The organism is Pseudobdellovibrionaceae bacterium (assembly GCA_020635075.1).
In the GTDB taxonomy this organism is placed as follows: Bacteria; Bdellovibrionota; Bdellovibrionia; order Bdellovibrionales; family UBA1609; genus JADZEO01.
The window spans coordinates 95790-120543 of sequence record JACKAM010000003.1 but is presented as its reverse complement, the minus strand read 5'-3'; the positions used below and the strand labels follow the sequence as shown (position 1 = coordinate 120543).

General features: G+C 50.3%; 19 protein-coding genes. 12 read left to right on the top strand and 7 right to left on the bottom strand.

The window, feature by feature from the left end:
• Nucleotides 1-88: 88 nt before the first annotated feature.
• From H6624_14995 to H6624_14970, 6 genes are all read left to right on the top strand, one after another.
• The gene (locus tag H6624_14995) at nucleotides 89-1441 is read left to right on the top strand and encodes an alanine:cation symporter family protein (GenBank protein MCB9085651.1); all 1353 of its coding nucleotides are present in this window, start codon (nucleotides 89-91) and stop codon (nucleotides 1439-1441) included.
• Nucleotides 1442-2694: 1253 nt separating this feature from the next.
• Nucleotides 2695-4842 (top strand): fibronectin type III domain-containing protein, encoded by a 2148-nt coding sequence (locus H6624_14990; protein ID MCB9085650.1) that lies wholly within the window; start codon nucleotides 2695-2697, stop codon nucleotides 4840-4842.
• 82 nt (nucleotides 4843-4924) lie between these two features.
• Nucleotides 4925-7030, top strand: coding sequence for a hypothetical protein (locus tag H6624_14985; protein MCB9085649.1), 2106 nt, complete (start codon nucleotides 4925-4927; stop codon nucleotides 7028-7030).
• Nucleotides 7031-7057: 27 nt separating this feature from the next.
• Nucleotides 7058-7747, top strand: coding sequence for a hypothetical protein (locus H6624_14980; GenBank protein MCB9085648.1), 690 nt, complete (start codon nucleotides 7058-7060; stop codon nucleotides 7745-7747).
• A 31-nt stretch (nucleotides 7748-7778) separates the two neighbouring features.
• Complete coding sequence (locus tag H6624_14975) at nucleotides 7779-9245, top strand: hypothetical protein (GenBank protein ID MCB9085647.1); 1467 nt, start codon at nucleotides 7779-7781, stop codon at nucleotides 9243-9245.
• A 69-nt stretch (nucleotides 9246-9314) separates the two neighbouring features.
• Complete coding sequence (locus H6624_14970; GenBank protein MCB9085646.1) at nucleotides 9315-10892, top strand: hypothetical protein; 1578 nt, start codon at nucleotides 9315-9317, stop codon at nucleotides 10890-10892.
• A 519-nt stretch (nucleotides 10893-11411) separates the two neighbouring features.
• Here the strand turns inward: H6624_14970 and H6624_14965 are convergent.
• A complete protein-coding gene (locus H6624_14965) occupies nucleotides 11412-12779 on the bottom strand; it encodes a class I SAM-dependent methyltransferase (GenBank protein ID MCB9085645.1) in 1368 nt (455 codons plus the stop codon).
• Nucleotides 12780-13115: 336 nt separating this feature from the next.
• Between H6624_14965 and H6624_14960 the strand changes: the two genes are divergently transcribed.
• Nucleotides 13116-15662, top strand: a complete 2547-nt coding sequence (locus H6624_14960) for a hypothetical protein (protein ID MCB9085644.1) — start codon at nucleotides 13116-13118, stop codon at nucleotides 15660-15662.
• A 25-nt stretch (nucleotides 15663-15687) separates the two neighbouring features.
• Here the strand turns inward: H6624_14960 and H6624_14955 are convergent, their stop codons facing one another.
• Complete coding sequence (locus tag H6624_14955) at nucleotides 15688-16044, bottom strand: hypothetical protein (GenBank protein MCB9085643.1); 357 nt, start codon at nucleotides 16042-16044, stop codon at nucleotides 15688-15690.
• Nucleotides 16041-16886, bottom strand: coding sequence for a TIGR02147 family protein (locus tag H6624_14950; GenBank protein MCB9085642.1), 846 nt, complete (start codon nucleotides 16884-16886; stop codon nucleotides 16041-16043). The genes H6624_14955 and H6624_14950 overlap by 4 nt, the downstream gene beginning before the upstream one ends.
• A gap of 232 nt (nucleotides 16887-17118) precedes the next feature.
• On the opposite strand from H6624_14950, the gene H6624_14945 reads away from it, so the two are divergent.
• Nucleotides 17119-17445 (top strand): hypothetical protein, encoded by a 327-nt coding sequence (locus H6624_14945; GenBank protein ID MCB9085641.1) that lies wholly within the window; start codon nucleotides 17119-17121, stop codon nucleotides 17443-17445.
• On the opposite strand, the gene H6624_14940 is transcribed toward H6624_14945, so the two are convergent.
• Both H6624_14940 and H6624_14935 read right to left on the bottom strand, forming a co-directional pair.
• Nucleotides 17446-18456, bottom strand: coding sequence for a succinylglutamate desuccinylase/aspartoacylase family protein (locus H6624_14940; GenBank protein MCB9085640.1), 1011 nt, complete (start codon nucleotides 18454-18456; stop codon nucleotides 17446-17448).
• A gap of 1 nt (nucleotide 18457) precedes the next feature.
• A complete protein-coding gene (locus H6624_14935) occupies nucleotides 18458-19894 on the bottom strand; it encodes a hypothetical protein (protein MCB9085639.1) in 1437 nt (478 codons plus the stop codon).
• A gap of 190 nt (nucleotides 19895-20084) precedes the next feature.
• Here H6624_14935 and H6624_14930 point away from each other — a divergent pair, with 190 nt between their 5' ends.
• The gene (locus H6624_14930) at nucleotides 20085-20573 is read left to right on the top strand and encodes a macro domain-containing protein (protein MCB9085638.1); all 489 of its coding nucleotides are present in this window, start codon (nucleotides 20085-20087) and stop codon (nucleotides 20571-20573) included.
• 1 nt (nucleotide 20574) lies between these two features.
• On the opposite strand, the gene H6624_14925 is transcribed toward H6624_14930, so the two are convergent.
• Nucleotides 20575-21177, bottom strand: coding sequence for a hypothetical protein (locus H6624_14925; GenBank protein MCB9085637.1), 603 nt, complete (start codon nucleotides 21175-21177; stop codon nucleotides 20575-20577).
• Between the two features lie 200 nt (nucleotides 21178-21377).
• Here H6624_14925 and H6624_14920 point away from each other — a divergent pair, with 200 nt between their 5' ends.
• Nucleotides 21378-22553, top strand: a complete 1176-nt coding sequence (locus tag H6624_14920) for a hypothetical protein (protein ID MCB9085636.1) — start codon at nucleotides 21378-21380, stop codon at nucleotides 22551-22553.
• On the opposite strand, the gene H6624_14915 is transcribed toward H6624_14920, so the two are convergent.
• Nucleotides 22554-23339, bottom strand: a complete 786-nt coding sequence (locus H6624_14915) for a class I SAM-dependent methyltransferase (GenBank protein MCB9085635.1) — start codon at nucleotides 23337-23339, stop codon at nucleotides 22554-22556.
• A 95-nt stretch (nucleotides 23340-23434) separates the two neighbouring features.
• On the opposite strand from H6624_14915, the gene H6624_14910 reads away from it, so the two are divergent.
• On the top strand, nucleotides 23435-23938 hold the full coding sequence (locus H6624_14910; GenBank protein MCB9085634.1) for a GNAT family N-acetyltransferase: 504 nt from the start codon (nucleotides 23435-23437) through the stop codon (nucleotides 23936-23938).
• A 92-nt stretch (nucleotides 23939-24030) separates the two neighbouring features.
• Nucleotides 24031-24633 carry a hypothetical protein gene (locus tag H6624_14905; GenBank protein ID MCB9085633.1) on the top strand — a complete coding sequence of 201 codons (603 nt, stop codon included), beginning with the start codon at nucleotides 24031-24033 and terminating at the stop codon, nucleotides 24631-24633.
• The last annotated feature ends 121 nt before the right edge of the window (nucleotides 24634-24754 follow it).

Below are 24754 nucleotides of genomic sequence, written 5' to 3'. Positions count from 1 at the left end.
TGGGAAAATGGTGCGGACATACTTGTGAAGCTTAGTGTGTCGATTTGGGGTTTAATGGCCAACACAATTGACGAGGTTGGAAAGACCGATGATCTCTGAATTTCTCTCTGTACTTGTGGATTATGCCTGGGGCCTTCCTCTGGTGGTTCTTTTGATGGGAGGAGGATTTGTTCTTCTCGCCTATTCGCGATTTTTACCGTTAACAGGAATGAAGCGCGCATTTGCCTTGGTGGGTGGGCAGTTTCACCATGAAGGCGAAAAGAGAGCTGAGGGTCAAATTTCTCACTTTCAAGCCTTGATGAATGCACTGGCTGCGACAATTGGTTTGGGAAATATCGCCGGAGTGGCGGTGGCCATTAGCCAGGGTGGACCCGGCGCCGTTTTTTGGATGTGGGTGGCGGCTCTGATCGGTATGAACACCAAGTTTTTTGAGTGCACACTTTCTGTGATGTATCGGGGCAAGGACTACGCAGGAGAAGTCCAAGGTGGGCCCATGTATGTCATTGAAAAGGCTCTGCCCAAGAAGGTGGGGTTTCTAGCCATCTTTTTCGCCGTCTGCGGATTGATCGGAACCCAAGCCTTGTTTCAGGTCAATCAGCTATCGGCTTATATGAAGGACCAATACGAAGTGAGCACTTTAGTCGTGGGCATAGCAAGTGCCGCCTTTGTCTATGTGGTCATTAGTGGCGGGGTTCGCCGACTGGCCATGGTTTCCGCCTCTCTCGTTCCCTTTATGTGCTTCTTTTACGTGGTGATTTCCATGTACGTCCTCCTGTCCAATAGCCCAAAGATTTTGCCACTGTTGGGCTCGATTTTTTATGAAGCCTTTAGTGGGCAGGCGGTGGCCGGTGGGGTGATGGGGGCGGGGATTATTCACGTACTCAAGATTGGGGTCAAACGGGCCGCATTTTCCAATGAAGCTGGAGTTGGAACCGCTCCTATGGCTCATGGAAATGTCAAAACCAATGAGCCGGTCAGCGAAGGCCTTGTGGCCATGCTTGGTCCCTTCTTTGACACCATTGTTGTTTGCACAATGACGGCCTTGGTGCTGTTGATTTCAATGCCCGAGGGCGGTTGGGGAGATGCTTCAGGGATTGTCCTCACGACTCAAGCATTTGAATCCTTATTGCCTGGTTTTGGCACTCACTTTTTGGGATTGGCTGTGTTGTTGTTCTCCGTGACCACCATGATTGGTATGGCGAACTACAATCAAAAGTGTTGGGACTTTTTATTTCGTGGTCGCTGGGGAATGGGCAAGCGGGCATTTAGTATTGTGTTTTGCTCTTGTTTGGTGATGGGGGCGGTGAGTGAAATGAATGACGTGGTCAATCTTCTGGACATTGGTTACGCTTTTATGGCTATCCCCAATATGATTGCCACCATTTGGCTGGCGCCGAAAGTGGTTCCCGCCCTCCGCGACTACTTCAAACGATATCCCTAACCGAAGAATCCCTCCTCGCTCCTTCTCACCTTATTACGGATTCATAAAACTCTGTCGGCCTTTTTTGAGATGATGGTCCGTTGGGAGAGCATTCCCGGAAATCCGAATCCTCTGCCGTCGCGCATGGGCGTATCCGAAGGGCGGCAGCTAGCTGACGCGCTCCGTTCGGCTGAGCCTATTCCCTTCGGTCACTCAGCCTCCTGCGCCTGCGGCCGAAAGGCGCGTGAGGATTTGCGGAGAATGGTCGACGACGGACCAGCATCTCGAAAAAGGATTTTATGGATCAACAATTAGAAAAAAATAACAAAGGGCTGTTTCCGTACCTCCGTGCCCGGTCCCTTCAGCCCCTTTGCGTCCACGTCCCAAATCCATGGGGCGTTTTGTTCAGACATTGACCTTGAAGTGTGCGTGTATGTAAGCCGGTTTAACCGTGTACTCTTTGCCTCCTCTCACAATTCCTGTCCGTGAAGACAAGTCCTTCCTTAGGCAATTCTAAGAAAGAGTTGGGGTACGGTTCCAGCCCCCATTGGCTGGCGCCGTGGAGTTCACGTTCAGAGAACTCTTTCCTCACTGTCAAAAGCCAACCCTGGCCTTTGTGTTTCGCTATTCATTAGAGCAAGCCTTGTGCCGCAAAACGTTGTGTAACCGTTTTGGGGATCAAGCTGAGAATTCATTGTCAGCCAGAAGATTTAGAGATAGATCGCGACATCCATGACCAATAGACTTTTTGTTAAATCCGTTGTGCGACATGGTCGTGACTAGTCCTTAAATAGTTTCCAGGCAATCACCGCTTCGCGTGCGCGTTAGTGAGTTTAATTGAATTTGAGTGCGCCATTCTGGGACGTCACGACTGGATGTCTGTCCAAGTATTTTGAAGTGACGAGGGTGACTACAAATTCTCGAACTTTGTACCCCTTAGTTTGCAAAAGAGCATTTCGGTTAACAAGGGTTTGGCTTGTTTCACTATGATTCGAAATAACTTTGATATCTGGCGATAAATTAGACAGGGAATAAAACCTGATCGCTGAAAATCAATTTATCACCATGCCGGGTGGCACCTGGGCTGCACTAACCTACCATGGGGTACGGATTCGGCTTAATGTTTCTGCGTTGCGTCCGATCTATATATACAGCCCTTTGGCTAGGGTAGACGGCGTATCAAATTAAAACGTTAGGTAATCCGAAAACAGAATCTGATGCGATTGAGATGGTAGGCATTTGCCGGGGAAGAACACCATCGGGGGGCAGTCGTGGTGAAGAAGAAGTGGGCAAAGCGTTTAAAAATCAAGCTGGCAAGAATGCGCAAGCGTCCTGCCAACTGGAAGCGGTCAGCGATTATTGGCTCTACCGCCTTTATGCTGGCGTTTTTCCAGAACTGCGGTCCTGTCGGTGATAGTAACTCTGCTTCATCTAATGGTGACTTGAATGGTAGTGTCGGTGGCGTTGGCGGAACCGGTGGCGTCGGTGGTGGTGGCACAACACCCCCTCCAGGTGGCGGCGGTACCACACCACCTCCTCCTGGCGGTGGTGGGGGAACAACGCCCCCTCCGGTGACCAACAGTCCACCAGCTCCGAATCCTACAAATTTGGCATCGCCTGCAAATGGCAACAACAACATCACATTAACATGGGTCTCTGGTGGAGGTTCCACCACGGCCTATCGCGTAGTTTGGCAAGAGGGAGCCAGCGCTCCAGCCAATTGTAGTGGCGGCGGAGCCATGACGGTTGCCTCAACCACGGCATCCGTTACGGGCCTCACGCGCGGACGTCAATATTCCTTTCGCGTATGTGCTTTGAATGGCAACACAGTTCCCGATGCTTCAAGTGGTGCGACCTATACATGGGGAACACGCTGTTATCAAAATCAAGCACCTAACATTGTGACGAGCACATTTAACAACTTCGGGTTTCCAATGGGAATGGGGCCCTTGTCAGGTACTGCCGGCAATATCGCTAACGTGGCGGTTCAGGGCTCCAACGCCGGTGGCCCCTACGACACCAACCAAACCTACTCTCTTCGCTGTTCAACCAGTCCGGCCAATATCGTCGACATGAACTGTGATGGTAACAACGGAACTGACTTCAATAATAATAATGTCAATATGACCTTCCAGCAGGGCGATACTGAGTGTCCTACAAGTGGACCAGTGACGGTCACCATCCGTGCCCGGGACGAGTGTGGAAGTGAGTCTGCGGCTAGAACCTTTACTATCAATGTGACTAACGAGTGCCTTGCTGAGTCTAAAGTATCAGCTGCTGCAAAAGAGCAAAATGACCAATTTGGCAGCCAGGTGGCCATCGATGGCAACTACGCCGTGGTGATTGAAACCGGGGACAATGAAGGTGGCTCCAACGCTGGTGCCGCCAGTGTTTACTTCTATAATGGCAGCAGCTGGTCCCTTCAGCAAAAACTCATCCCGACCGAGGCCGTTGCTCAAGACAATATGAAGAGTGTGTCCATCAGTGGTAACCGCATTGCCGTCGGAAGTCCTTATCATCCGACTGCTGGCGTGGGGGCGGTCTTTATCTTTGAAAGATCTGGATCAACTTGGAGCCAAACCGCAAGGATCACTCCTTCTGAGGCAAATGTTCAAGATGTGGGTGACCTGTTTGGCTACTCGGTTTCGCTGAGTGGTAGCACGCTGGTCGTAGGTGCGCCTTGGGACAACAACTTTGAAACTACTGGCTCTAAGTTGGCCTATGCTGGTGCTGTTTATGTCTACCAACTAAGCGGCTCCAACTGGGTACAAGATGGGGCCAAAGTGGTGGTCAACGGCAATACCGGGCGCAATGAGTTCGGTGCTAGCGTAGCTTACGGTGGTACCTTTATTGCCGTAGGAGCACCTCATAATGAAACCTTCCGCAGCAACGGTCCTGGCCGTGTCTATATATTGACCAAATCCGGTTCCAACTGGGTAGCGGGATCAGCCATTGAGAGCTCTAACAAAAAGAACGGCGATATGTTCGGTGCCTGGGTAGCAACAGATGGAACCCGCGTGGCCGTTGGTGCTCCATTCGCCGCTGGTCGTAATGGACAAAACAGTGCGGGCTCAGCCTACATCCTGGAAAACAGCAGCGGTTGGTCTGAGGCCCGGCGGGTTTTCGCCAGCGACGGAGCTAATGGTGACCGCTTTGGAGCCTCCGTGGCTCTGGCTGGTGACAACTTGATCGTCGGTTCCCCCTGGGACGACACCAAAACCGGTGCAGCTTATCACTTCAAGAGAAGTGGCACCAATTGGAATCAGTTTTTTAAGATGATGGCTCGTGACCGAGCGGTTGAAGATCGCTTTGCAGAATCAGTGGCCATCTCTGGTGGGCGCGCCATTTGTGGTAGTCGATTGGATGATGGTGGAGTCAATGCTCAGAATGTAGGGGCAAGTTACATTCTGACATTGAAGTAAGGGAGTCGTCGCAGGAATGCGGGGACAAGTAGATACGTTGATGAATTGAGCGCTTAAAGCGCTGGAGACGAGGGGCAAGACAATGAGACACAAGGATCTGAGTCCAAAATGTGCAGTGGGGCGGCTAGCTGCCAGCATTTTGGCCCTTTTGGCAACAGGGCCAGCGACAGGTCTCACACTTAACGGTCAGGAAGAAACTCCGGGCCAAAGAAACGGCATCGTGGCTCTCTATGAGTTCAACGAGACCACGGGGCCAGTACTGGATACTTCCGGTAACGGTACTCCATTGAATCTGACAATTGACAATCCCGGTGCGGTCATCCGTTCCGGTGGTGCCCTTGATATTGAAAGTCCCACCCTGATTCACTCTGGTGGTCCAGCAACTAAGATTATAAGCCAGTGTAAGGCTTCTAATGAAATGACTTTGGAGTTGTGGTTGGAGAACAATCACAATAGACCTGCACGGCCCAAGCCTGTGCGAATTGTAACCTTATCCAATAAACAGTCCGATCAGGCAGATCAGTTGTCCTCGACCAACCGCAACTTTTTCCTTGGTCAGGACTATGATGACAACAACAAATTTCGTGCCTTGGTGCGGACATCAAATAGCCGCGATGGTGCAGACGTACTGACAGAAGCTGGTGTTTCTCAGTTTAAGAAGCTTCAGCATATCTACCTCACCCGCAGTCGGGATGGGGTCATTCGCCTCTATGTGAGCGACGAATACGGAACCAGCATCTTGCGCAACACATTTTTGGAAAACGAATCTCGCGGAACATTCGCCAACTGGTCGGATAGTATGATTTTGGGCATCGGTAATGAAATCTCTTACCAACATCCAGCTGCTCGTCAGGATCCTGATGAAACTCAGTTCACGACTGAAGAGCGTGCGTGGATGGGCAAGATCCATTTGATGGCCGTTTACTGTCGCGCTCTTTCGCCTAAAGACATCAACGGCGATGCGGCTCCTGGAAACAAAGTCTATCCGGCTTACAAGCCAATTCCTGGTGATCCCATCACAGAGGGTCGCAAGAAAGCGATGCTGCTTTACAAGCGCTTAGTAGGCGTTTCGACTTCAATCGACAACCCAACGGTTAGGGAAATGGGCCAAAGAATTGACGCAAATGACTGGCTGGGCGCTGCAGATCTGGCCACTCAGCAGTCGGATTTTTACAACATCACTGTGCGTGACTTTGCCGGACGTATGTCCACCCGAGACGAGACGGTGAACGCACCGCTAAGTGACTTTGTGGCCACGATCATTGGGGTTACCCGCGATGATCTCAATGCAAAGCAACTGATGACAGGAAACTTTACTTATCAGGGAGATCCCACCAAAGCGGCCGTGGTTCGCGATGTGCTCAACGACATGGTGACTTCCAACAATCACTACAATGCCCTTGAGGATGGAAACTTTGATCTTAAAGTGGCGCTGCGCAAGGTTGATGGACAGAAGATCTACAATGGCGCCGGCGGGGTGGTGGATAACCCTGATCCTGCAGGCATCCTGACAAGTCGGGCCTTTCTTGAGGCTCACGCCACAGCAGGTACTAACCGACGCATCATTCAGTACTCTTTTAAGATCTTCCTCTGTAACGATATTGATGGATGGGCGGACGGCAAAATGTCGGACAACTGGGTCGGTCGAGATGTGGACCGATTTCCAGGTGGTGATCATGCTCAATATGCCACTAAGTGTGCGGCCTGTCACAGTGTGATGGATTCGATCCGCAATGCCTTTGCTCGCTATGATTTCTCTAACGGTGTGATCAAGTATGGTCCGATCATGCCAGATGGTGACGGTGACGACATTAATTCCATGGACGAGAACCCCTCTGGGATTTCCGCCAAAATGAATCGTAACGAAGACACCTTTCCTGGTGGAAAGGTGTCAACCGATGATAAGTGGGTGAACTATATCAATAACGGCTCCAATAAAGTTTACTTCGGATGGGGAAGTAAAATGTCTGGGGCTGGAGCTTCTGAACTTGGTCAAATGTTATCAGAATCTAAGGCTTTTCCTCTCTGCATGGCTCGCCGGATCTTCCGGTCCGTATGCAAACGCGAACCGGTGATCTATGAAGAGGATATGTTGAAAAACGCAGCGAATGACTTCGAGACGGCTAATTTCAGCCTACGAGAGTTATTTAAGCGCATCGCCGTAAGTAAAGAATGCTTAGGGCAATAAGAAGGGGCGAAAGAGAGGGGTATGACAATGAAAGCGACAGTCGTAAAAAAGGTTAAATTGCTTTCAGTTATAGCGGTTTTAAGTGCGGTAACCGCATTTATTGGCCATGGCTGTAGCGACTTTAACAGCAAAAGCTCATCGAATGGTTCATCAGGGGGACTGCTCGGTGGGGATAATCAGGATTTTGAGATCATACCGGGTGAAAGAACTGTTTCAACTGTCTACGCCAAGCAGGTGCTGGACAATATGACTTCTTGCTCGGGGATTGGAACTCCCAGTGTGGCCACCGTTCAGGAGTGGTCAGATCGTCTGGGTACCATTTCTGAGTACGGCTATGCCACAACTGTATCGGGACCCATGATGATGGGTATTGTGGCCATTGCCGGCGAGATTTGTAACGACCTGCTAGCGGTGGAAACGCCAAAGCCGGACATGGAGCGAATCATCTTTGACGGAGTGGACTTTACACGTGGTCCTTCGTCGGTTTCGCCATCCACTGTTCGTCTGGTGGTGACCCGCCTGGCCCGTTCCTGCTGGCAAAGGGAGGACGATCCTCTTCCCGGACCTAGTGGCGAGTTGAGCGAGACGGATATTATTGTAAATGCTTATAACGATATTGCTTCAGCCGGCGGTGCTGATTCACCGGCTCAAACCCGCAACGCGATGTTGGGACTGTGCACTGGCATGATGGCCAGCCTCAGTGCCATCGAGTTTTAAGCGTACGGGATAACAGAGTCGGAGGTGTAAAATGACTAAAAAAGAACTATTAAAGATTAAAGAACTTGAAGAAAAAAATCCGGAATTGAGAGTTCGTAACGATGTGGTCAGGAACTACCTGGAACAACATGGGAAACCTATTTCACGTCGTGAACTCTTGGCGTCGGGGATTAAATCCTTTAGTGCGGCGATGACTTTGCCATCGATATATAATGTGATGGCCAATGCGGGAGTGGCAGAAGCCCAGGAACTTGTTTGTTCCAAGGGTGGAAACACAGACTTAGTTCCTCTGGTGACATTGAGCCTCTCAGGTGGAGCTGGTCTTTCCGGAAACTGGATTCCTCATGATGCTGGCAGACAGCTATTGCCGTCCTATAATCGCTTGGGCATGGGGGCCACAGGTCAGATGGTCGTGGACCGCACGGAGTTTGGCGGAGCGCCTTTTATTGCATCCAGCCAGATTTTAGCTGGAATTCGCGCTAATTCCACGACTTCAACCAGAAACGGAACGGCTTTCTTGGGAATCTGCGTGGTCTCTCAGGATGATTCAAGCAACAACAAATTTGACATCACTGGAATGGCGGCAAAGGCCGGACTTGAGGGTGGCTTGTTAAAGAATCTGGGGACCCGGCAAACGGAAACTGGTACTAAGCACCAGTATGCATTTGTTCAGCCTCCCACTCCTCTTGTGGTCGGTCGCTATGACGATATCGTTGGTGCCCTTGGCGTGGCTGGTAGCTTGAATGCACTTAATACCAATCAAAAGAGCCGATTGTTTAAAATGGTCGAGGATTTAAGCACCAGTCAGGCCCGTCGGATCGCCAGTTTGACTGGAGGACCGACTCTGGGAAATCTGATTCGTTGTGCGACGAATTCCAATAAGGAATTGATGTCGGCCGCAGATCCTGGAACCAGTCCTCTGGGCGATGCCAATTTCTCGGCGGTGTGGGGAATTAACGCCAACACCAACCAGGGAAGCCAGGACTTCGTATTCGCCTCCATGGTGTACAACGCTCTGAAGCGCAACTGTGGATCTGTGAATCTTGAAGTGGGCGGCTATGACTACCACGGAAATGCACGGGCCACGACTGATCAAAGAGATCTTAACGCCGGACAAATCGTTGGGCGTATTCTGGAGTCCTTCGCTGTCATGGGCACACCTGGGATGGTCTATGTGTGTTCGGACGGAGCAGTAGGATCAGTCATTTCTGATGCATCCAGTTCCCAATTCTCCAGTGACCGTGGAGGGGGAGGAAGTGCCATGCTGTTTGCTTATCATCCGGCCGGAAGACCTGTGACCAATGACTTCCAGCTCGGCCACTTTGTTGCCGGTCAGGCAGCTGATGCTCAGCACTTCGTCGGAGGTAGTGTTCAGGTAGCAGCGGCATCGGTGTTTGCCAACTATCTGTCATTGAGTGGTCGTACGGACTTGTTCGATTCGCGAATTCTTAGCAACGACCAGTTGAGTGAAGCAGTAAAAATCTTCAAGCCGGCCTAATGGGTCGGCTTGATGGTGCGAATGTGGGGATGACACTTTTATTGAGATAGTGATTCAAAGGTGGACGTTATGACAAAAAGGGGTATGGCCATTTTAGTGATAGTACTCGGGACTCTCCCGATGTTCTATAACAGCTGTTCCTCAAATCACGACGGAGATGGGACATACAGCCTATTGGGAAAAAACGGCTGTGGAGATATGTCTGAGCTTTTTGCGCGGACTTATCACCCATTCCTGAAGCAGCACTGTGCGACCTGCCATGTGCCTGGTGGACTGGGAAAGGGAACATTTTCTGACTCTAATCTCACAGTGGCCTGGAGATCATTTGAGGTCACTGGATTTTCCAAGATTTCAGAGTATGCCGTAAACCCCAGTCACCAGACTCCCTATACTGGTAGTCACCATACTGACACTATCGACAACCTTCGCGAGGTATGGGTGAAGGGTCTCGAAGAAGCCCAAACTATTTGCGAGGGCGGGGATTTTGTTGAGATTGAAGCCGAGGGACCACGCATTCGCACGCGCAGTCAAGGTATTAACGCCAACTTCAATTCCGGTCAGGCCGTGACTCTTACATGGAATCTACAAAATGACCTGATCGATGATCCTGAGGTGAATTTGCCAAATCTGCCTGGTGCTATCTTTGAGGCTCGGGTTTCAGTGATGGATATTGAAGGCAATAAAGCCTATGTGATTTCCCAACCTCGGATTCGCAATGGCTCAACCGACATTCATGTCAAGAGTGTTCGCTTCTTAATGAATGGACAGGAATTGAAAGGCAACTCTACATTCAACCTGGTTGATGTGGGAGTACGTGCCGGAGTCAACACCTTGCTCTCTTCTGGAGCCAATGTGGTGGCAGCTACGGCCGGATACTCGGATGTTCTTGCGGTCTCCTTCCTGGAGTTGGAACAGCCGGCAGAGCCCATTCCGCCTCCAGCCACGGGTCCAACTGTGTCCTTTTCTTCAATATCAAGTACGACTCCTGAGTCTGGTACGGCGAATGTAACGGTCACCCTTTCTGAACCCAGTACCCGTTATGTGACTGTCACTCTAAGGGTTAATCAGCAGACCACGGCAACTCCAGTTTGTTGTATTGATAACTTTACCAATGAGGCTCAGACCCAGATCAGTATCAACCACTTTGATTGGGACTATAAAATGGGTAACTTGTCAGTGGTATTTGATCCCGGTCAGACATCTAAGACCTTTCAGATCCAAATTGCCAATGACCAGAGAGATGAGGGAAATAGCGAGACTCTTGTCTTGGATCTGGACGCCGGAGGCACCATTAATGCCACGATTGGCTCTCAGTCTCGGCACACCTTGGTGATTCAGGATGACGACGATCCGTACTTAGGTGCTGCACTCACTTACACTCAATTGATGCGACCTCAAGGGATCCTCTACGTGAACTGTCTTGGCTGTCATAACTCCGTCGACAACGAGGGTGGTTACGACATCACTAACTGGCAGCTGATGATCGATAACAATATTTTGATTCCTTACAACATCAACAGTAAGGCTTTTGTGCGCATGAACAGTGAAATTCCCGGCCTGCCGCCCATGCCCTTTACCGGGCTATTGGAGACGGAAAAGCGTCGGTCCGTTCAAGATTGGATTATGACGGGAGCCCAGAATAACTAGGATTATTTTGGCTCTCTGTGTTTCCCCAAGAAACATTCGTATTGCAAGGCCCGTTAGGACATCCTAACGGGTTTTTTGTTATCCTAATGGTGTCCACAAAATCCTTTGTTCAGACCCTTCGGTTCCTCGCCGACCATCCTCCGCAAATCCTCACGCGCCTTTCGGCCGCGGGCGTGTCTTCGGAGTGCGTCAGCATCGCTGCCGCACTTCGTTCGGCTGAGCCTATTCCCTTCGGTCACTCAGCCTCCCACCCATGCGCGACGGCGGAGGATTCGGATTTACGGGGATGGCTCGGCATAGGACCCTTGGTTCTGAACAAAGGCGGGCAGAGTTTTGTGCCCACAAAATTAAGTTGACGACCGAAAAGAGGGCAAAGCCCTTGATCGAAGACGGTCGTGGTTTTAAGCACACTGATCCTCCGGAGGTCATCCGCCAAATACACTGCAAATGATCCCTTTCGGCAAGGGCTTCGCCCCCAGTAGGCGATTTGTCACAGGTTTGGGAGGAGTGGTTTCCAACCTATTTCTCCTCGAAGGAGCGGATGAGGAAAGTGAGGAGGGCGTCTTTGGCCATTTCCAGTTCGAGGCCGTAGTGGGTGGTCATCATGGTGGCAATTTCATTGAGGCTGCGCTGGCCATCGACGGCTGTGAGAACCTCAAATTGGAAGCGACTTTGGGCCGAGACTGCGGCGAGAAAATCCTCTTGTGGGATGGGCTTGTCCAGATCTTCAAGCCAATCAGGAAGGTAGTGGTAGCGCGAGGGTTCTTTGGAATTCTTCACCTTTTCTGCACGGAAGGTCCAAACGGTCTCCGTTCGCCAGTGGCCGCTTCCTGGACTCTGTAGGTAGGGTATCTGCTCTTGTTCCCAGGATTTCACTTCGAACCCCGAGTCCTTCAGGATTTCTTGTACTTCTTCAGGCGAGTAATGGTTGAGTTCAGAACCATAAGAAAAGCCCAGTGGGCCAAAGTTGATCCAGCTACCACCGTTTTTGAGTGATCGGTTCATGCGCAGTGCAAACTGACGCAAATCTTGGGGAATCACGTCAATGAGCCAGGGTGTAAGTATGGCTTCGATGGAGTTCTTTTTAACCGGAAAGTTCAGTGCATCGGCATACAAAAACTGCAGTTGCCCCTTTGTCTGAGCTTTAGCTCTCAGCTTTCTCATTGTTGCAGAGTTCTTTGCAGAGGTTGGGGAGACGGGGATCTCATAGAGGTCAAGCTGGCCACCGGCGATCACCTTTTGTCCCGCCAGGACCAATAAAGGGTTGATATCGACAGCGACGACCTGAGTGTTTGGTAATTCATTGCTCAAGTCCCAGGAAAGCCGACCGGCCCCACAGCCAAGAACGAACAAGTGCTTGAGATTGCATCCAGGGGGCAGGGCTTCTTTGATCATGGAAAATGCCTGGGAGTTCTCCTGATTGTCCCAAGCCCAGTCACGAAAGATCAAATCCAAATAAGTCCTCGGACCTTGCTTGCTAGGGACCTTGTTTTGGATCACGGCACTGGGAAGGTCTTGCCATTCACCGCATTCATCGTCTAGGAGAGGCAGGAGAAGGTGACGGAGCTGTTCTGCATTTTTGGTGCATGCCTCGCTGAGGATCTCCAATCGTTCTTTGCTTGTTTTTAGCAACTTAGCTTGCCGCAGGTAACCCTGAAGGGAATCGTGTTGCCGATTGAGCAGGCTGATAAAAGCCCTGCACCGACTGCGCCATTGGGTCTTTACCGAGTCTCCGTGAATAAAGACCCACGGGACGCCATTGATCGACTCGTAGGTGGTGTGACAAGACGGACAGCTAATTTGCCCCTCATAGGACAAATCACCGCCACAACTTGCGCAAACGAGAGTGTCCTTAAGGACCGGGCTGACAGCCGATTTAGTCTCCATTTGGTTCAATTCTAAAATCACGAGGCCTCGGTAGCAAGCCGATTTGTCTCAGGGTGGAACAGTTTTTCCAACAGTTCAGAAACAATTAATGTCTCATTTCTGGAAATTCCACCTTTGTCCGCCTGTTACCGCCCTAATCGTCTATAATAATAGTTGGGTCATAACGCGTGTTTGTGGGCAAGAAGCCAACATTGCTGGAGATCCGGCGTTCACAGCGCAAGGGGCGAATTTGCGCTGTCGAACCGACTGGGGCTGGAACAAGAAATTTGAATAGCGATCAACGATGATCGCGACCGCGTATTGAAAAATGGATTGTAGATGGATTCAGGAGCGGACATGAAGAGACGAAACTATTTCTTGGGCGGCCTTCTCTTACTTTCTCTTTCAATTACATCTTTGTTGACAGTTTTCCAAAACTGTTCACAAGTGGATTTTGATACCACGGATGAGCTTGTTAAGGCAGGTGTAGATGGAGAGTTGAGATTTCTGTCGTTTAATCCAGAAGAAAAAGAAAATCGCCCATCCATTGAAGTTTCAACGATTCTTGATAACTCTAATTCCATGAAACCTATCCAGGACCAGGTGGCATCATCCTTTCAATCCGTGACCAACCGCCTGCGTGGATTCTCAGGCGAAATGACCCTTTACACGACAACTCAAAGTCTCACCGGTGACCGCAGCTCGGTTGAGCTCCATGACTTGATTCGCTATCAGGGTCCCGACGGACTTTTGGAGATTCCCCTTTCTCAACTGGGAACTCTGTCGCCCTCAACATCCTATTGGAATGTGAAAAAGTACGCCATTTCCAGGTCTCACTCCATTTCTGGTTACCCCCTTCCCTTTTGGTCCCATATGAACGACCAGGAGTTCGAGGAGTTCACCAATGAGTATGCTTCAAGTATTTCGGACGTTGGCGTCGCCGGAGACGACAAAGAGCAGGGGCTCTGCACTCTCATGCGTGCTATCGAAGCCAATCGCAGCTCTCAGTCTTTTCAAGCATTCGTTATGGCAACTAACGAGGACGATGCATCAGACGCTCTGGGGTGTATGGACGAAAAGACCCAAGAAATCAAAAAGGTTCTAAAGGACCCGGTCTCCTCGGCCTGCCAGCCGGGTGATGAGAATTGTACCTTCTCCTATGAGATGAATTACCTGCCAAACAAAAAGCATCAGATTACCTATTCCTATCGAAAAGTCACGGAGACATTAAAGTATCAATCGAAGACGCCAAATGAGTCCTGGAAGATTGAGTACCGGTGGAAGCGGTTCCGGCGCTATTTCTATTACAAGGTCAAACAGCGTCGTGAATGGGTGAGTTTTAAGCGTTATGCTCTAGTGGATAATCTCCCTGAGCCTGAAGACGTAGTACGAATATTTAATTACAACAATAATGCGGCTGTTGAAGGCTATTGTTCAGCTGAAAACATCAATGGTGCCTCGGTGAGCTGCGACGATGTATTGGCCTCTATTCCTGCCAGTCAACGACCTTATGGCCTGGTCCCTGGCTCGTGTAAAGTTCACTGTAAGAACGAGTTAAGCGGCGAGCAGAATAAGGCCATTACCAACTACGATGGTGGAAGCTGTAGTGAAAACGGACAGACCGAAGGCTACCGCGACTGTACTTCTGCTGAATATCAAAGTGCCGGGCAGTTGGCAGGTGTTGGACCGGGCAACGTGGGTAGCTGTCGCCATCGCTGTTACACTGATGGCACGAGCCTGCGGACTGAGACTCTGGCTGAAAAGCCAGGGAACTGTAATCAGTCCTGTTCTGGAAACCAGCGCAATCTGGTGGCAAGCAAATCGCCGTCCTACATCAGTTCTGGCGATGTCTATGAGTGTAATGTGAAGTGTAGCGAGAGCTACCCTTGGAAGACTCTCACTTTGAGCGATCGCAATATCTATCAATGTAGTGGATTGGGCGCTGACCAAAATGGCGGCACCGGCGAGATCAGTTGTATGGGGGATAACTCGCTCAAAACGATTGCGGCCAATCACCTAGGATCGGGAAATGTCAACGACATCAAAGAGTGCTCCTACTCTTGCTCTCACTCTATACGCACCAACACAAAGGTGACGGCAGAACCCGCATCCTGCTCGATTGGCAAGGTCAATTGCTCGGTTGATGAATGGAATTTGGCGGTGAATGACTTCCTTTCGGGCAGTGGAACCAGTGAGTTGTTCATGATCAACAACAAGTGTAATAGTGAGTGTCTGGAGCTTTCGCCACGAACCAAATGCTCAGACAAGAAATACAGTGACGGCGATATGTGCTCAGGTGAAGGTCTGAATCAGCTGGTCACAGCGTGTGGAGTTGAAGGTCATCAGTTGGATGTCAACTCTTGCAAACATGATGGTGGTCACAAGTTGACGCCTTCGACTGAGTACAAGGCGGACTCAGGAAACTGGGAATCAAAGAGTATGGTGGGGGAAAGTGGGGATGTGGTTCAGGCAGTTGCCAACCGGCTACACTCGGCCTTCTCGGATCGCTACTTTGTAGCCTCATTTATTGTGCCCCCTGGAGACCCGGACTGTATTCCCGAAAATCAATATATCGACCCAGGTCATCGCTATAGCCAGTTGCACAACGTACTGGGAGATGGAAACTCAAAAATTTTCCCTGTGTGCATGGAATCCTACGACAGTGCTTTGAGTTTTGTGCTGGATCTTGTTACTCGCTGGATTAGCCGCAGTTATCAGCTCAATATCGATACTGAAAAAGAATGGGTTTGGCGAGTGATGCTGGCCTATGGCACTGGTCACGTGAAAGAGGTTCCGAAGGATCTATACCAAGTCGAGAAAGGTGTTCTCAAGTTCCACGAGGATTTGAGCCTTGAGGGCGTGATAAGGGTCGACGTTCAGGTCGTGACTCCGCGCAAGCGCTAGTCCGTGCAGGCGAGATGAGCCCTCTCTATTTAATTAAGCACTGGTCGAGCTCGTAATAGAGCTGGCCCTTGTATTCTTCCACAGTGAATTTCAAGTTTTTATCGAGCTTATAGACCTTCTCGGGTTCAAGGCGATTAAATTGAGCCTTGTCGAGGCGGCATTTGAACTTAGTCGCCTTTTTTTGAACATCCGGGTTCTGGCCCGATTCGATCTCCGGAATCATTCGCTGGACATCCTCGACGAGAAGTTCCTCAGTTGCCCAAGGTTGAGCATCCAGAGATTCCAGGCGAAAACCGTTGCCCACGTCGACGCCACCGCCGGCAAGAGCTTGGGAGGCGGCAAACAAGATGGTTGTGAGGAGAACCCTGATTCGCGCAATCATTGATGATCTCCTAATATGGGAAAAAACTGAATATTGAGCTGATAAACGGAATCTGATTGTTCCACTGAGCTGGCGTATTGATTCATTTCTTTACGGAACTTGCGAATCATCTCTTTGAATTTTTCAACTGAGGCGGCATCAACGGGAAGGGTGACACCGTTGAACTCGCGAATCTCTGGTGGGTCGTTTCTCAGGCTAACAAGACCAAGGCGAATCATCTCCGAGTGATATTTGCGGATGGCCACGTCTTTGACTTCATCGGGAGTGCTGAGAGCACCTTTGGTTTGGTGCCAGCGGCCGACCTCGTCCTCCTCAATCAAGTCCAACTTATCCAGCAGCTGCAGGGAGTGTTGGGCCTCTGCGGGAGAAAGCTTTTTGGACAATTGGCGCTGGACCCACTCAACAGTAGCCCCCTCGCTTTGGAGTCCCACCAGAACGTAGATCACTACGTGTTGCCAATTGGAGAGAAACTCATACTGGTACTTTTCCAGCGGCGTTAGCCCGCGCTTCTGTCTACTGGCCAGGAGCTTTTCAAACAGGCTCTGCCTGCGCTCCATATCTGAGGCCTGATTGAATTGCACCAGGGTCTCAAAATACTCACGGTCAGGCTTCGTCAGCCCAAGAGCTCGTAAGTAGCCGGGGATTGTTCGGTGGCTCAAGTTGCGTTGACCATCGATGACCATTTTTAGATGGGAGGGTGAGCCCAGTGAGGCCATGCGAGCGAACACTCGATAGCTGTAATCAGGATTGCCCCCTTTTTTAGCACGATAGAAGTCACTCAGATATTGGCGGTAATCATAGTACCGAGTGATCTCCGGCAAGTCAGCGCCCTTGTTGTACACAGTTTTATCCCTCTCCATAGATTGGAGTGAATAGAAGAATCCATCACCTTAGTCAAGAGTCCTGTAATTATTGGCATTTAAGCTAAGTAAGTTTTGGATTGAAGGATAACCTGTACACAATTGTGGACAGAAATAGCACTCCCTCTTTGACAAAGAGCGGACACGGCCATTAGGTTGCGAGGCAATCAATGAGTATTTCGGGGCCGATCATAGGCCAAGGGAGAGGGTGAAAATGAAGACCATACTAACTATTTTTGTAATGGCGGCTTCTCTAAATGCGTTTGCCCAAAAGCGCAGTGTGAAGGATGCCGTTCTTGTACCAGTTCAGTCGACAGAGGCTGAAGCAGTTGCCGCGGCTGAAGCCATGATTCCGAGCATTTTAGATGGAACCCAGTTTGATGTGAACCTAACGGCTCATCTTAACAACTGCTGGGTGCGCAAAGGGACTGTGGTCATTCGGGAGTTGGCGATCAAGAAGAACTACGTCGTCGGTAACGAAGGAACTTTAGTTCCCAGCTACCGTGGCGTGATTCGCTACGAGCTCACTGACTGCAACTAATCATTTGAGTCGATCCATCAGGTAGCCCAGGCAGTCCTGCTTGGCTACCGCCACATCGCGGGTGAACATAGAGGGAATCGTCGGCTGTTTTAGGCGCACCTCACATCCGGAAAATTCCAAATAATCATCTTGGACGTGATCGCCATTTTCATTCTGAACAATCAGAAAACCATGAGGATTGTTTCGCCTCATTATGAGGGCGTCGGACTTAAGCTCACTGAAATTCCACTGATCAAACTCTTTAGGCAAAACAAAATCCGCTTGGGCAGAGTCGGGAGATTCCTCTCGGGCTAGGGAAAAACTGTCGGGAATCATTAGGCGATTGCGACTATGATAGACGTTTACACCTTGTGACCCGGGGTGAATTTCCTGCATGGTTTCCAGATGTAAGAGGGTGAGAAGGTAATCGTAGACCTGGTCAATGCCCTCAGGAACGCCAGGTAGGCCACACTCAATAGTGATTCCCGTGGCAAATTGGGCCATGGCCTTAGAAAGAACTCCATCTGGCTTTTGGAAGTACACAATGTGGGGACTAAAAAGAGAGGCCATGTAGATGAGTTTTTCATTGAGGAAGTTCACACATCCATACATCGGATTGCGCCCTGTATTGTTGTGAATGTCCAGGCCAGCGAATATTTGGCGATTCTTAATATAGTGAAGAATTTCCTGGGCCCATTGGTGTTCTGGGCTGGTGCCGCCGGCCCAGACACGATTGTAATCTAGTTGATCATCACGACGACGCAGTCCTTTGGATGCAGCCTCCACATTCCCGAACAGAACAATCAGCGGCCGATGAAAGCGTTCTGGGTGATGGCGGTACTCGGCAAACAATCTTTGAAGAGCAAAAAAACCGGTGGTTTCATTGCCATGAAGTAAGGTGGACACAAAAAGTGGAGGGCAATCCTGGTGGCCAATCTCCAACAGAATGGGTCCGCCAAATTCACCAAAGAGTTCATCGGGTCTACAGGTGAGAAGAACATCGGGCAGGTCCCGCAATATATTCAATTCCAAATCACACACTCCATTCGTGAACCGGCCGTCCCGATTCCTGATTTTGAAAGTAGGCCTCAGTCATTCCCTGAAAATCCGGGCCATGGGTTGCGATGTAGGCCTTTTGCCAGGCAGCACCGTTTTGCCCACTGAGGACACGAGGTTTCAAAGTTTGCTCAAAGTACACCTGGAGTTCCTGAGAAGAAACTCCTTTTTTGCTCAGAGCTTCCGCCGCCTTGGGTAGGAGCCATTCGTGAAACAGCTTTTGTACGTTCCACCTTTGGCCGTCAATCCAGGTGATTTCAGCCTGGAGTCCCATTTTGCAGCAATCATAAAAGTTCTCGCGGGCAGTTTGAAAATCAAGTTTCAGCTCCGGTGGTTCTTCCATCTCCACCATGTAGTCGGAAAGTCCTTTAAAAAGGGCCACATGGGCGACTTCGTCGCGCAAACTGGGGCCTGCCGCCGTCACCCGGTGTTCGATGCGCAAGTGATATTCCCCTTGGTCACTGATGCCGATCAGAGGGCGGTTCCAGCGCCAAAGTGTGCCATTGTGAAGTCGCAAATGACCCAACCTCTCTGGTTCAGACGTGAGAACCATCGGCAGTAGAGGTGGATAGCCGTCCAGATTCTCAAGAAATAGTTCGAACAAAGATTCTCTTACATATCCAGTCCCCAAGGTCACCCGACTGATGTTTTCGCCATGGACGTCCTGAAAGCTGTTAATAAAAATGGATTGTTCAAACAGTGGGATGCGAGTTTCGTCCCACAGCTCGCGGCCAAAAAGGTAGGGAGAGTTGGCAGCGAGTGCCACCATAGGGGCTGCGCAAATCACACCAGCATTGTAGTAGCGTCCGGCAAGGTTTTGGGGAATCTGCAAATGAATTTGCAGAGAGGTGGCCGCGGCTTCCAGCATCACATCGTGGTGAACGCTTTGTACTTCGTCATAGCCCTCGATCCGTAAGTGAATGGGCCTGCCGCCTCGCGCGGCCAGAACCTGCTCATTTAATGCTTTGTAGCGCTCCAGTTTGGAGGCGTACTCCATCTTCAGCATTTCATCCCGCAGGGTAGGGAGGATACCGACCCTGAGGGCACGCCCATTCATCCATTGAGCCTGGTTTCGGCACTGATTCCAGGTTTGATCCAAACTTTGCTCCATTTTGGAAAAGGGCGCACCGTCTAACTTTTGGGGGTAGCCATTCAACTCAAAATTGAACTGGGAGAGTTCATGAACCACCAAAGGATTATTAAGTTGGTCGAGGAACTTCTGGTTCTCCGGCATGGGGATAAAGTTTTCGTTGGTGAGCCAGGCTTCAATCTCAAAACCGACAATATCATTTTCATCTGAAAAAGCGTGGTTTTGGAAAAGCCCCATGAGGAGCTTGGTTTCTTCTCTGAGTCTCTTTTGGAATTCGCTCCGCTCGTCCTCAGAAAACTGGGAATGGCTGATTTCCTCGCCCACGGTAAAGCCCCCTCACGCTGTAGGTCAAAACTTAGGTCCAATGCCAGGAGTGTGCCACAAGCTCTGTTAGACATTGGCACTCTCCTCGCAATAGACTCATTATCCAGGCCAAATCGAGAGACTGGAAGATAAATTCGGGACATTCAGGTGTGGCTACGGGTCGGATTGTCTCAAAAACAGAGGAGTTGATATGTTGAAGGAAGTGACAGGGGATATATTGCTGTCGAAGGCGGACGTCATTGCCCATGGAGTTGCGCCAAATGATGATTTTCACCAAGGACTTGCCCTCTCGCTTCGCGAACGCTGGCCCGCCATGTATAAGGACTTCCGCCACTTTTGCAAAGTCAAGCACCCGGAGGCCGGAGATGTGTGGGTGTGGCAGGGCGCAGAAGGTGCAGCGATCGCCAACCTTTTGACTCAAGAAGGTGCCTACGATCATGGCGCCAAGCCCGGGAAGGCCAATCACAAGTTTGTGGACCACGCCCTCAAAAATTTTCATCAGGAAATTGAGAAAAACGGTTGGAAAAGTGTGGCCATCACCAGGCTCGCCACCGGAGTTGGAGGAATGGATTGGAATGAGGTTCAGCCCTTGCTTGAAAAGCACTTGGGAGCCACTCTCAAGATTCCAGTGTATGTCTACACCACCTATCAAGCTGGTGAGGCGGCCAACGAAGGCTAACTTACCATAAGCCGCCGACGAGGAGGGATGCCGTACTGGAATCACCCTCGTCGGTACTGTTTTTGCCTAACAAGAATGTGATTAAGACTCGGCTTTCGCCACTAACGGGAATGCCGTATCCCCCGCCGATGCGAATACCGATCCCTGATTCGGTGGCGCCAGTCAGAGAAATATTTTGGTCATTGGTGACAGTGATACCCACTCGTCCCAAGCCAATGTCTCCTCGCAGGAAGAAGTTATCTCCCGGCTCTTCGCCAAAAAAGTACATCGTGCTGAAGGACAATTGGCTGGTGGTGAGGCTGGCATCAGCGGCGAGACTGGAGCTGCGATAGGTCTCGGTCACTCCATTTAGGACCACGCCCATAATGGTGTTTTGTTCAAACACCGGCCAATAAAATCCAAAAAGATCCACTGCCGTGGTGGAAGAATGGTCAAATCCCGTGGAATTTTCCAATTCACTAATTCCCGCCTTTATGTCACCCGTGTAGTTGACGCTGCCAAAACCAAAGGCCCAGTAGGTGTACCAGGACTCCACCTCTGCTTGGGCGGTGGAAAGGGTAGACAACAACAAATAACAAATCAGGGCCTTTGTGATTTTCACCATGGGTGCTCCTTCGATTTCGGTGTCCATCTAGTTTTGACCCTCTCGGTTTCCAGGTCAAATGTAAGCCTTTTACTTAGTGAAAAGATTTGACCGGCAGATTTTGTAATTCCCGCAAAAACTTTCCCATATTCCCTGAGCGCGTCGCAGCAAAGAGGTTTAAATGATACCCAAATCCATCTATTGAGAGGGAACCAAGGGGCATGAATCGTTTTCCAAATCTAGTCATCCAGTCCTGGTTGATACTGACCATCTGCTTTGGCTTTGCAGCTGAGTCTACTGCCGGAAGTTGTCGTCCCACCAATGTCTCCGAGGGCCAGGTGACTTCCTTGCTTAATGGCAAGGCGGACCTGGCGGTGATGCCTGATCGAGCCCACGCTGAATCCCTTTTGGAGCGGTTGTTGGTGAGAACTCGGGGGATGGAGTTGTCGGAGTCTCGAGGAGAACCTCGTTCTCATGAAGTCGAGGCCGCCAATCAATGGATCAAAAAAATCACTGAGTCTCGGGGCATGGATGGACGAGACCCCCTCTCGCAGGAACCCTCCTTTGTTTGGCTGCCCTCGATGAAGTCATCGGAAGGCTGGGCTCAAAAGGTGAGAACATCTTCAGTCGTTGGAGTGAAGGCCCTTGGGGGTGGAACCAACGGTGTTTACCGGGTGACTCAGGTGGATAATTCTGGCCGGGAATTCCACTCGGTGTTTAAGCCAGTTGGGGAGTCCCGTCCGGTCCGCAGCGGCTATGCAAAGACAAACCCCCGCGATTTTTTGCGCTTTTTGTTTCATGTCCGGGAGATTCGCGCAGAGTCCCTGTATGGCTGGATTTTGCAGGCCTATTGGCGAAATGGAGGGATCGCACCCGTTCATGTGCCCGAAACACTGGAAGTCGTCTTGGTTCATAAGGGAAAATCCTATGGCGTTGGATCATTGCAGAAGTGGGCGATGGGTATGGAAGTCGAAGGAGTACGGCAGTCCGATCCTACCCGATTTGCTTTCTGGCGAGGAACCCGTGAGTGGCAGGAAATGGAATCTGTGGTTCGGGTTTTGGATTATATCTTTGGCAACTCAGATCGATTTCCCAAAAAGGATGGTGAAGAAGCGGTTAAAAACCTATTTGTCGAAATGGACTGGGTGGATGGCCGCGAGATTCTTCGTAGGGCCAATCTCATTGACAATGGTCTCGGGGTCCCCGGCCACCGTGATTACACAATTGATCAGATTCCCCTAGCCGACCACGTGCCCTGGGCTCTTAAAAAAGCTCTCCATGAGGTCATTGGGCAAGAGGCCACTATCCGCCAGGAACAAAAGGATTACTTCCCGCGCGAGGGTTTGGATGATGTCTTCCAGCGCTGGCAGCAGGTTCTGCAGCGCTATCCTCTCTAATCAGCTCTTGTGTCTGAGGACAAAGATCATTTGATTGGCCTCGTTGTCCATCGGCCCTTTATCGTAGGTGCCGTACTCTTCGTGGATCTTTAGGCCAGCCAATTCAAACAGCGCCCGAAGGTGGGGGTAGGTGTAAAAGGACATTTTGAGGTCCCACATTTCCTCGGCAATCTGCTTCTCTCCCTGGTAAGTGCGATAGATGAACTTGCCACCAAAATTCTGGTTGATCTTGTCAAAGAAGTCTTTGCGGAAGTACCGCCGAATTTTTTGTTGCTCATTTTCCGGATTGGTCCATTCCAGTTCAAAGTTTTCCGTGCCGACCCCACTTGAGATAACATCCAGTCGGGGGAAAAAGACATCAAAGGCAAAAACACCTTGGGGCGACAGGTGGCGGGCCGCTGACTTGAGGGCCGCCACCTGATCCTCAACTGTGTACAAGTGCTGGATAGGGCGAAAGGGAATGATGATCAGGGGAAATTCTTTGCCAAGATCAAAGTCTCTCATGTCTCCAGTCGTGAGATCCACACGGGCTTGAATTTCGGACGGCTCATGAGCAAGGCTCTTTTTGAACACGTCGAGCATCGCCGTGGATCGATCCAATCCTGTGATCTGGTGGCCGTCTCGGGCCAAAGGAATGGAGATTCGTCCGGTGCCACAGGCAATCTCCAAAATTGGACCACTATATCGCTTGGCCAGATCTCGGTAAAACGGAAGGTCCTGAAGATCCAGTTTCACACTATAGGCGCCATCATAAAACTTCGCAGAGGAGGCGTACTCGTCTTGCATGGTGTTTCCCCATTGTTTTCAGGTCCGGGTAGAGTAGACTTTCCCTCTCTGTGCTTCAATTTAGTAATTTTTATTGGCATACTAGCTCAGTACTTATGGCAGACGAATCAGTTATCTTTAAAGAAATGGCCAAAGATGATCTCCCTCATGTGTTGAGATGGAGGCGGGAGCCTCATGTGGAAGCCGCATGGAATCGTGGTGAAACTGACCTGGAGATTCTCAAAAAATATGAAGAGAAAATAACCTCGTCGGTTGTTAGACCCTACATTTTTCATCTCGACGGCAAGCGTGGCGGTTACATTCAATACTATTGGGCCGCCCGCTGTGGTGAAGGTTGGTGGGAGGGTTACGATAGCAAGACGGTGGGGATTGACCTGTTTATTGGTGAGCCTGAGTTTTTGCGCAAAGGCTGGGCCAAGCACGTGATCAGTCAGTTTTGCCAGAAGCTGTTTTTGGAATTAAAAATTGAACGAATCATCGCCGATCCTGCCCCCGCCAATCAGGGGATTCGTCGCTGTTTGGAATCCTGTGGTTTTACCGATCAGGGCGTCATTGAGACACCTGATGGTCCTGCTCGTCTGATGATCCTGGAAAAATAAAAGCCGCTAGACCAAGGTCCTGAAGCGTCTGAATTGTGGTGCTGACTTCCTGTTTCCCATACGATGCTGGACCAAAGTAGGAGGGATTTGGGATGTCTAAGATCATCATGTTTGTAGTGGCCACTATATTGTCTCTGTCGGCTTGGGGGCAGTCTCGTCTGACCGCTTACCCGGTGGAAGAAGTGTTGAACGATACCCTGGCGACGTCGGTTGAGTTCAAGGATCAGGCCATGGTCTTTGGTTACTATTCCATCCAAAGTTGCCTCTATGCCAACAAAGATGTGACCGTCATCCGTCATTATTGTTACCCGGCCAAGAGTTATCCGGCCCGCTCCTATACTATGTTTTCAAAAAAATGGGGTGTGATTCACTTTTATGAAGAGGACCTGGGCAATGTGATTAAGCGCGAGGTCCTGATCGAGGTGTTCCCAGAGGATTTCAATCAGTATGTGACGGGTGATTTTTCAAGCTGGCGAATAGAAGATTGGAACAAAGTCTACGAATACTTTTATAAGGCCCCCAATGCCGCTTGTTGGTCGACCAACTACAGCCAATACACCCAGCAGCCGGAATCCCGCTGCTACCGGGATGACATCGACAACTATCGCCACTGGTCGGTTGAGTCCATGGATCTGGTTAGTGATCCCGCCCAATGGGACCTGATTCTGGGTGAATTGCGCAAACTCACTCCCTAAGGGGGGCCGAGCTCTAGGCGATAATACTCCGTAGCTTCGAGTCTGTTTTTCCTGGGATTTTAGGCATTGGCCTTGCTTCCTGTTGTCTAAGAATCGAGGGAGAGCTTTTATTATTATCTTA

Bases quoted from the DNA above. Each gene is read 5' to 3' on its own strand.
- H6624_14925 (MCB9085637.1), bottom strand. From the start codon at position 21,177: ATGGTGAAAATCACAAAGGCCCTGATTTGTTATTTGTTGTTGTCTACC.
- H6624_14920 (MCB9085636.1), top strand. From the start codon at position 21,378: ATGAATCGTTTTCCAAATCTAGTCATCCAGTCCTGGTTGATACTGACC.
- H6624_14955 (MCB9085643.1), bottom strand. From the start codon at position 16,044: ATGATTGCGCGAATCAGGGTTCTCCTCACAACCATCTTGTTTGCCGCC.
- H6624_14975 (MCB9085647.1), top strand. From the start codon at position 7,779: ATGACTAAAAAAGAACTATTAAAGATTAAAGAACTTGAAGAAAAAAAT.
- H6624_14910 (MCB9085634.1), top strand. From the start codon at position 23,435: ATGGCAGACGAATCAGTTATCTTTAAAGAAATGGCCAAAGATGATCTC.
- H6624_14970 (MCB9085646.1), top strand. From the start codon at position 9,315: ATGACAAAAAGGGGTATGGCCATTTTAGTGATAGTACTCGGGACTCTC.
- H6624_14945 (MCB9085641.1), top strand. From the start codon at position 17,119: ATGAAGACCATACTAACTATTTTTGTAATGGCGGCTTCTCTAAATGCG.
- H6624_14995 (MCB9085651.1), top strand. From the start codon at position 89: ATGATCTCTGAATTTCTCTCTGTACTTGTGGATTATGCCTGGGGCCTT.
- H6624_14930 (MCB9085638.1), top strand. From the start codon at position 20,085: ATGTTGAAGGAAGTGACAGGGGATATATTGCTGTCGAAGGCGGACGTC.
- H6624_14965 (MCB9085645.1), bottom strand. From the start codon at position 12,779: ATGGAGACTAAATCGGCTGTCAGCCCGGTCCTTAAGGACACTCTCGTT.
- H6624_14905 (MCB9085633.1), top strand. From the start codon at position 24,031: ATGTCTAAGATCATCATGTTTGTAGTGGCCACTATATTGTCTCTGTCG.
- H6624_14915 (MCB9085635.1), bottom strand. From the start codon at position 23,339: ATGCAAGACGAGTACGCCTCCTCTGCGAAGTTTTATGATGGCGCCTAT.
- H6624_14980 (MCB9085648.1), top strand. From the start codon at position 7,058: ATGAAAGCGACAGTCGTAAAAAAGGTTAAATTGCTTTCAGTTATAGCG.
- H6624_14985 (MCB9085649.1), top strand. From the start codon at position 4,925: ATGAGACACAAGGATCTGAGTCCAAAATGTGCAGTGGGGCGGCTAGCT.
- H6624_14960 (MCB9085644.1), top strand. From the start codon at position 13,116: ATGAAGAGACGAAACTATTTCTTGGGCGGCCTTCTCTTACTTTCTCTT.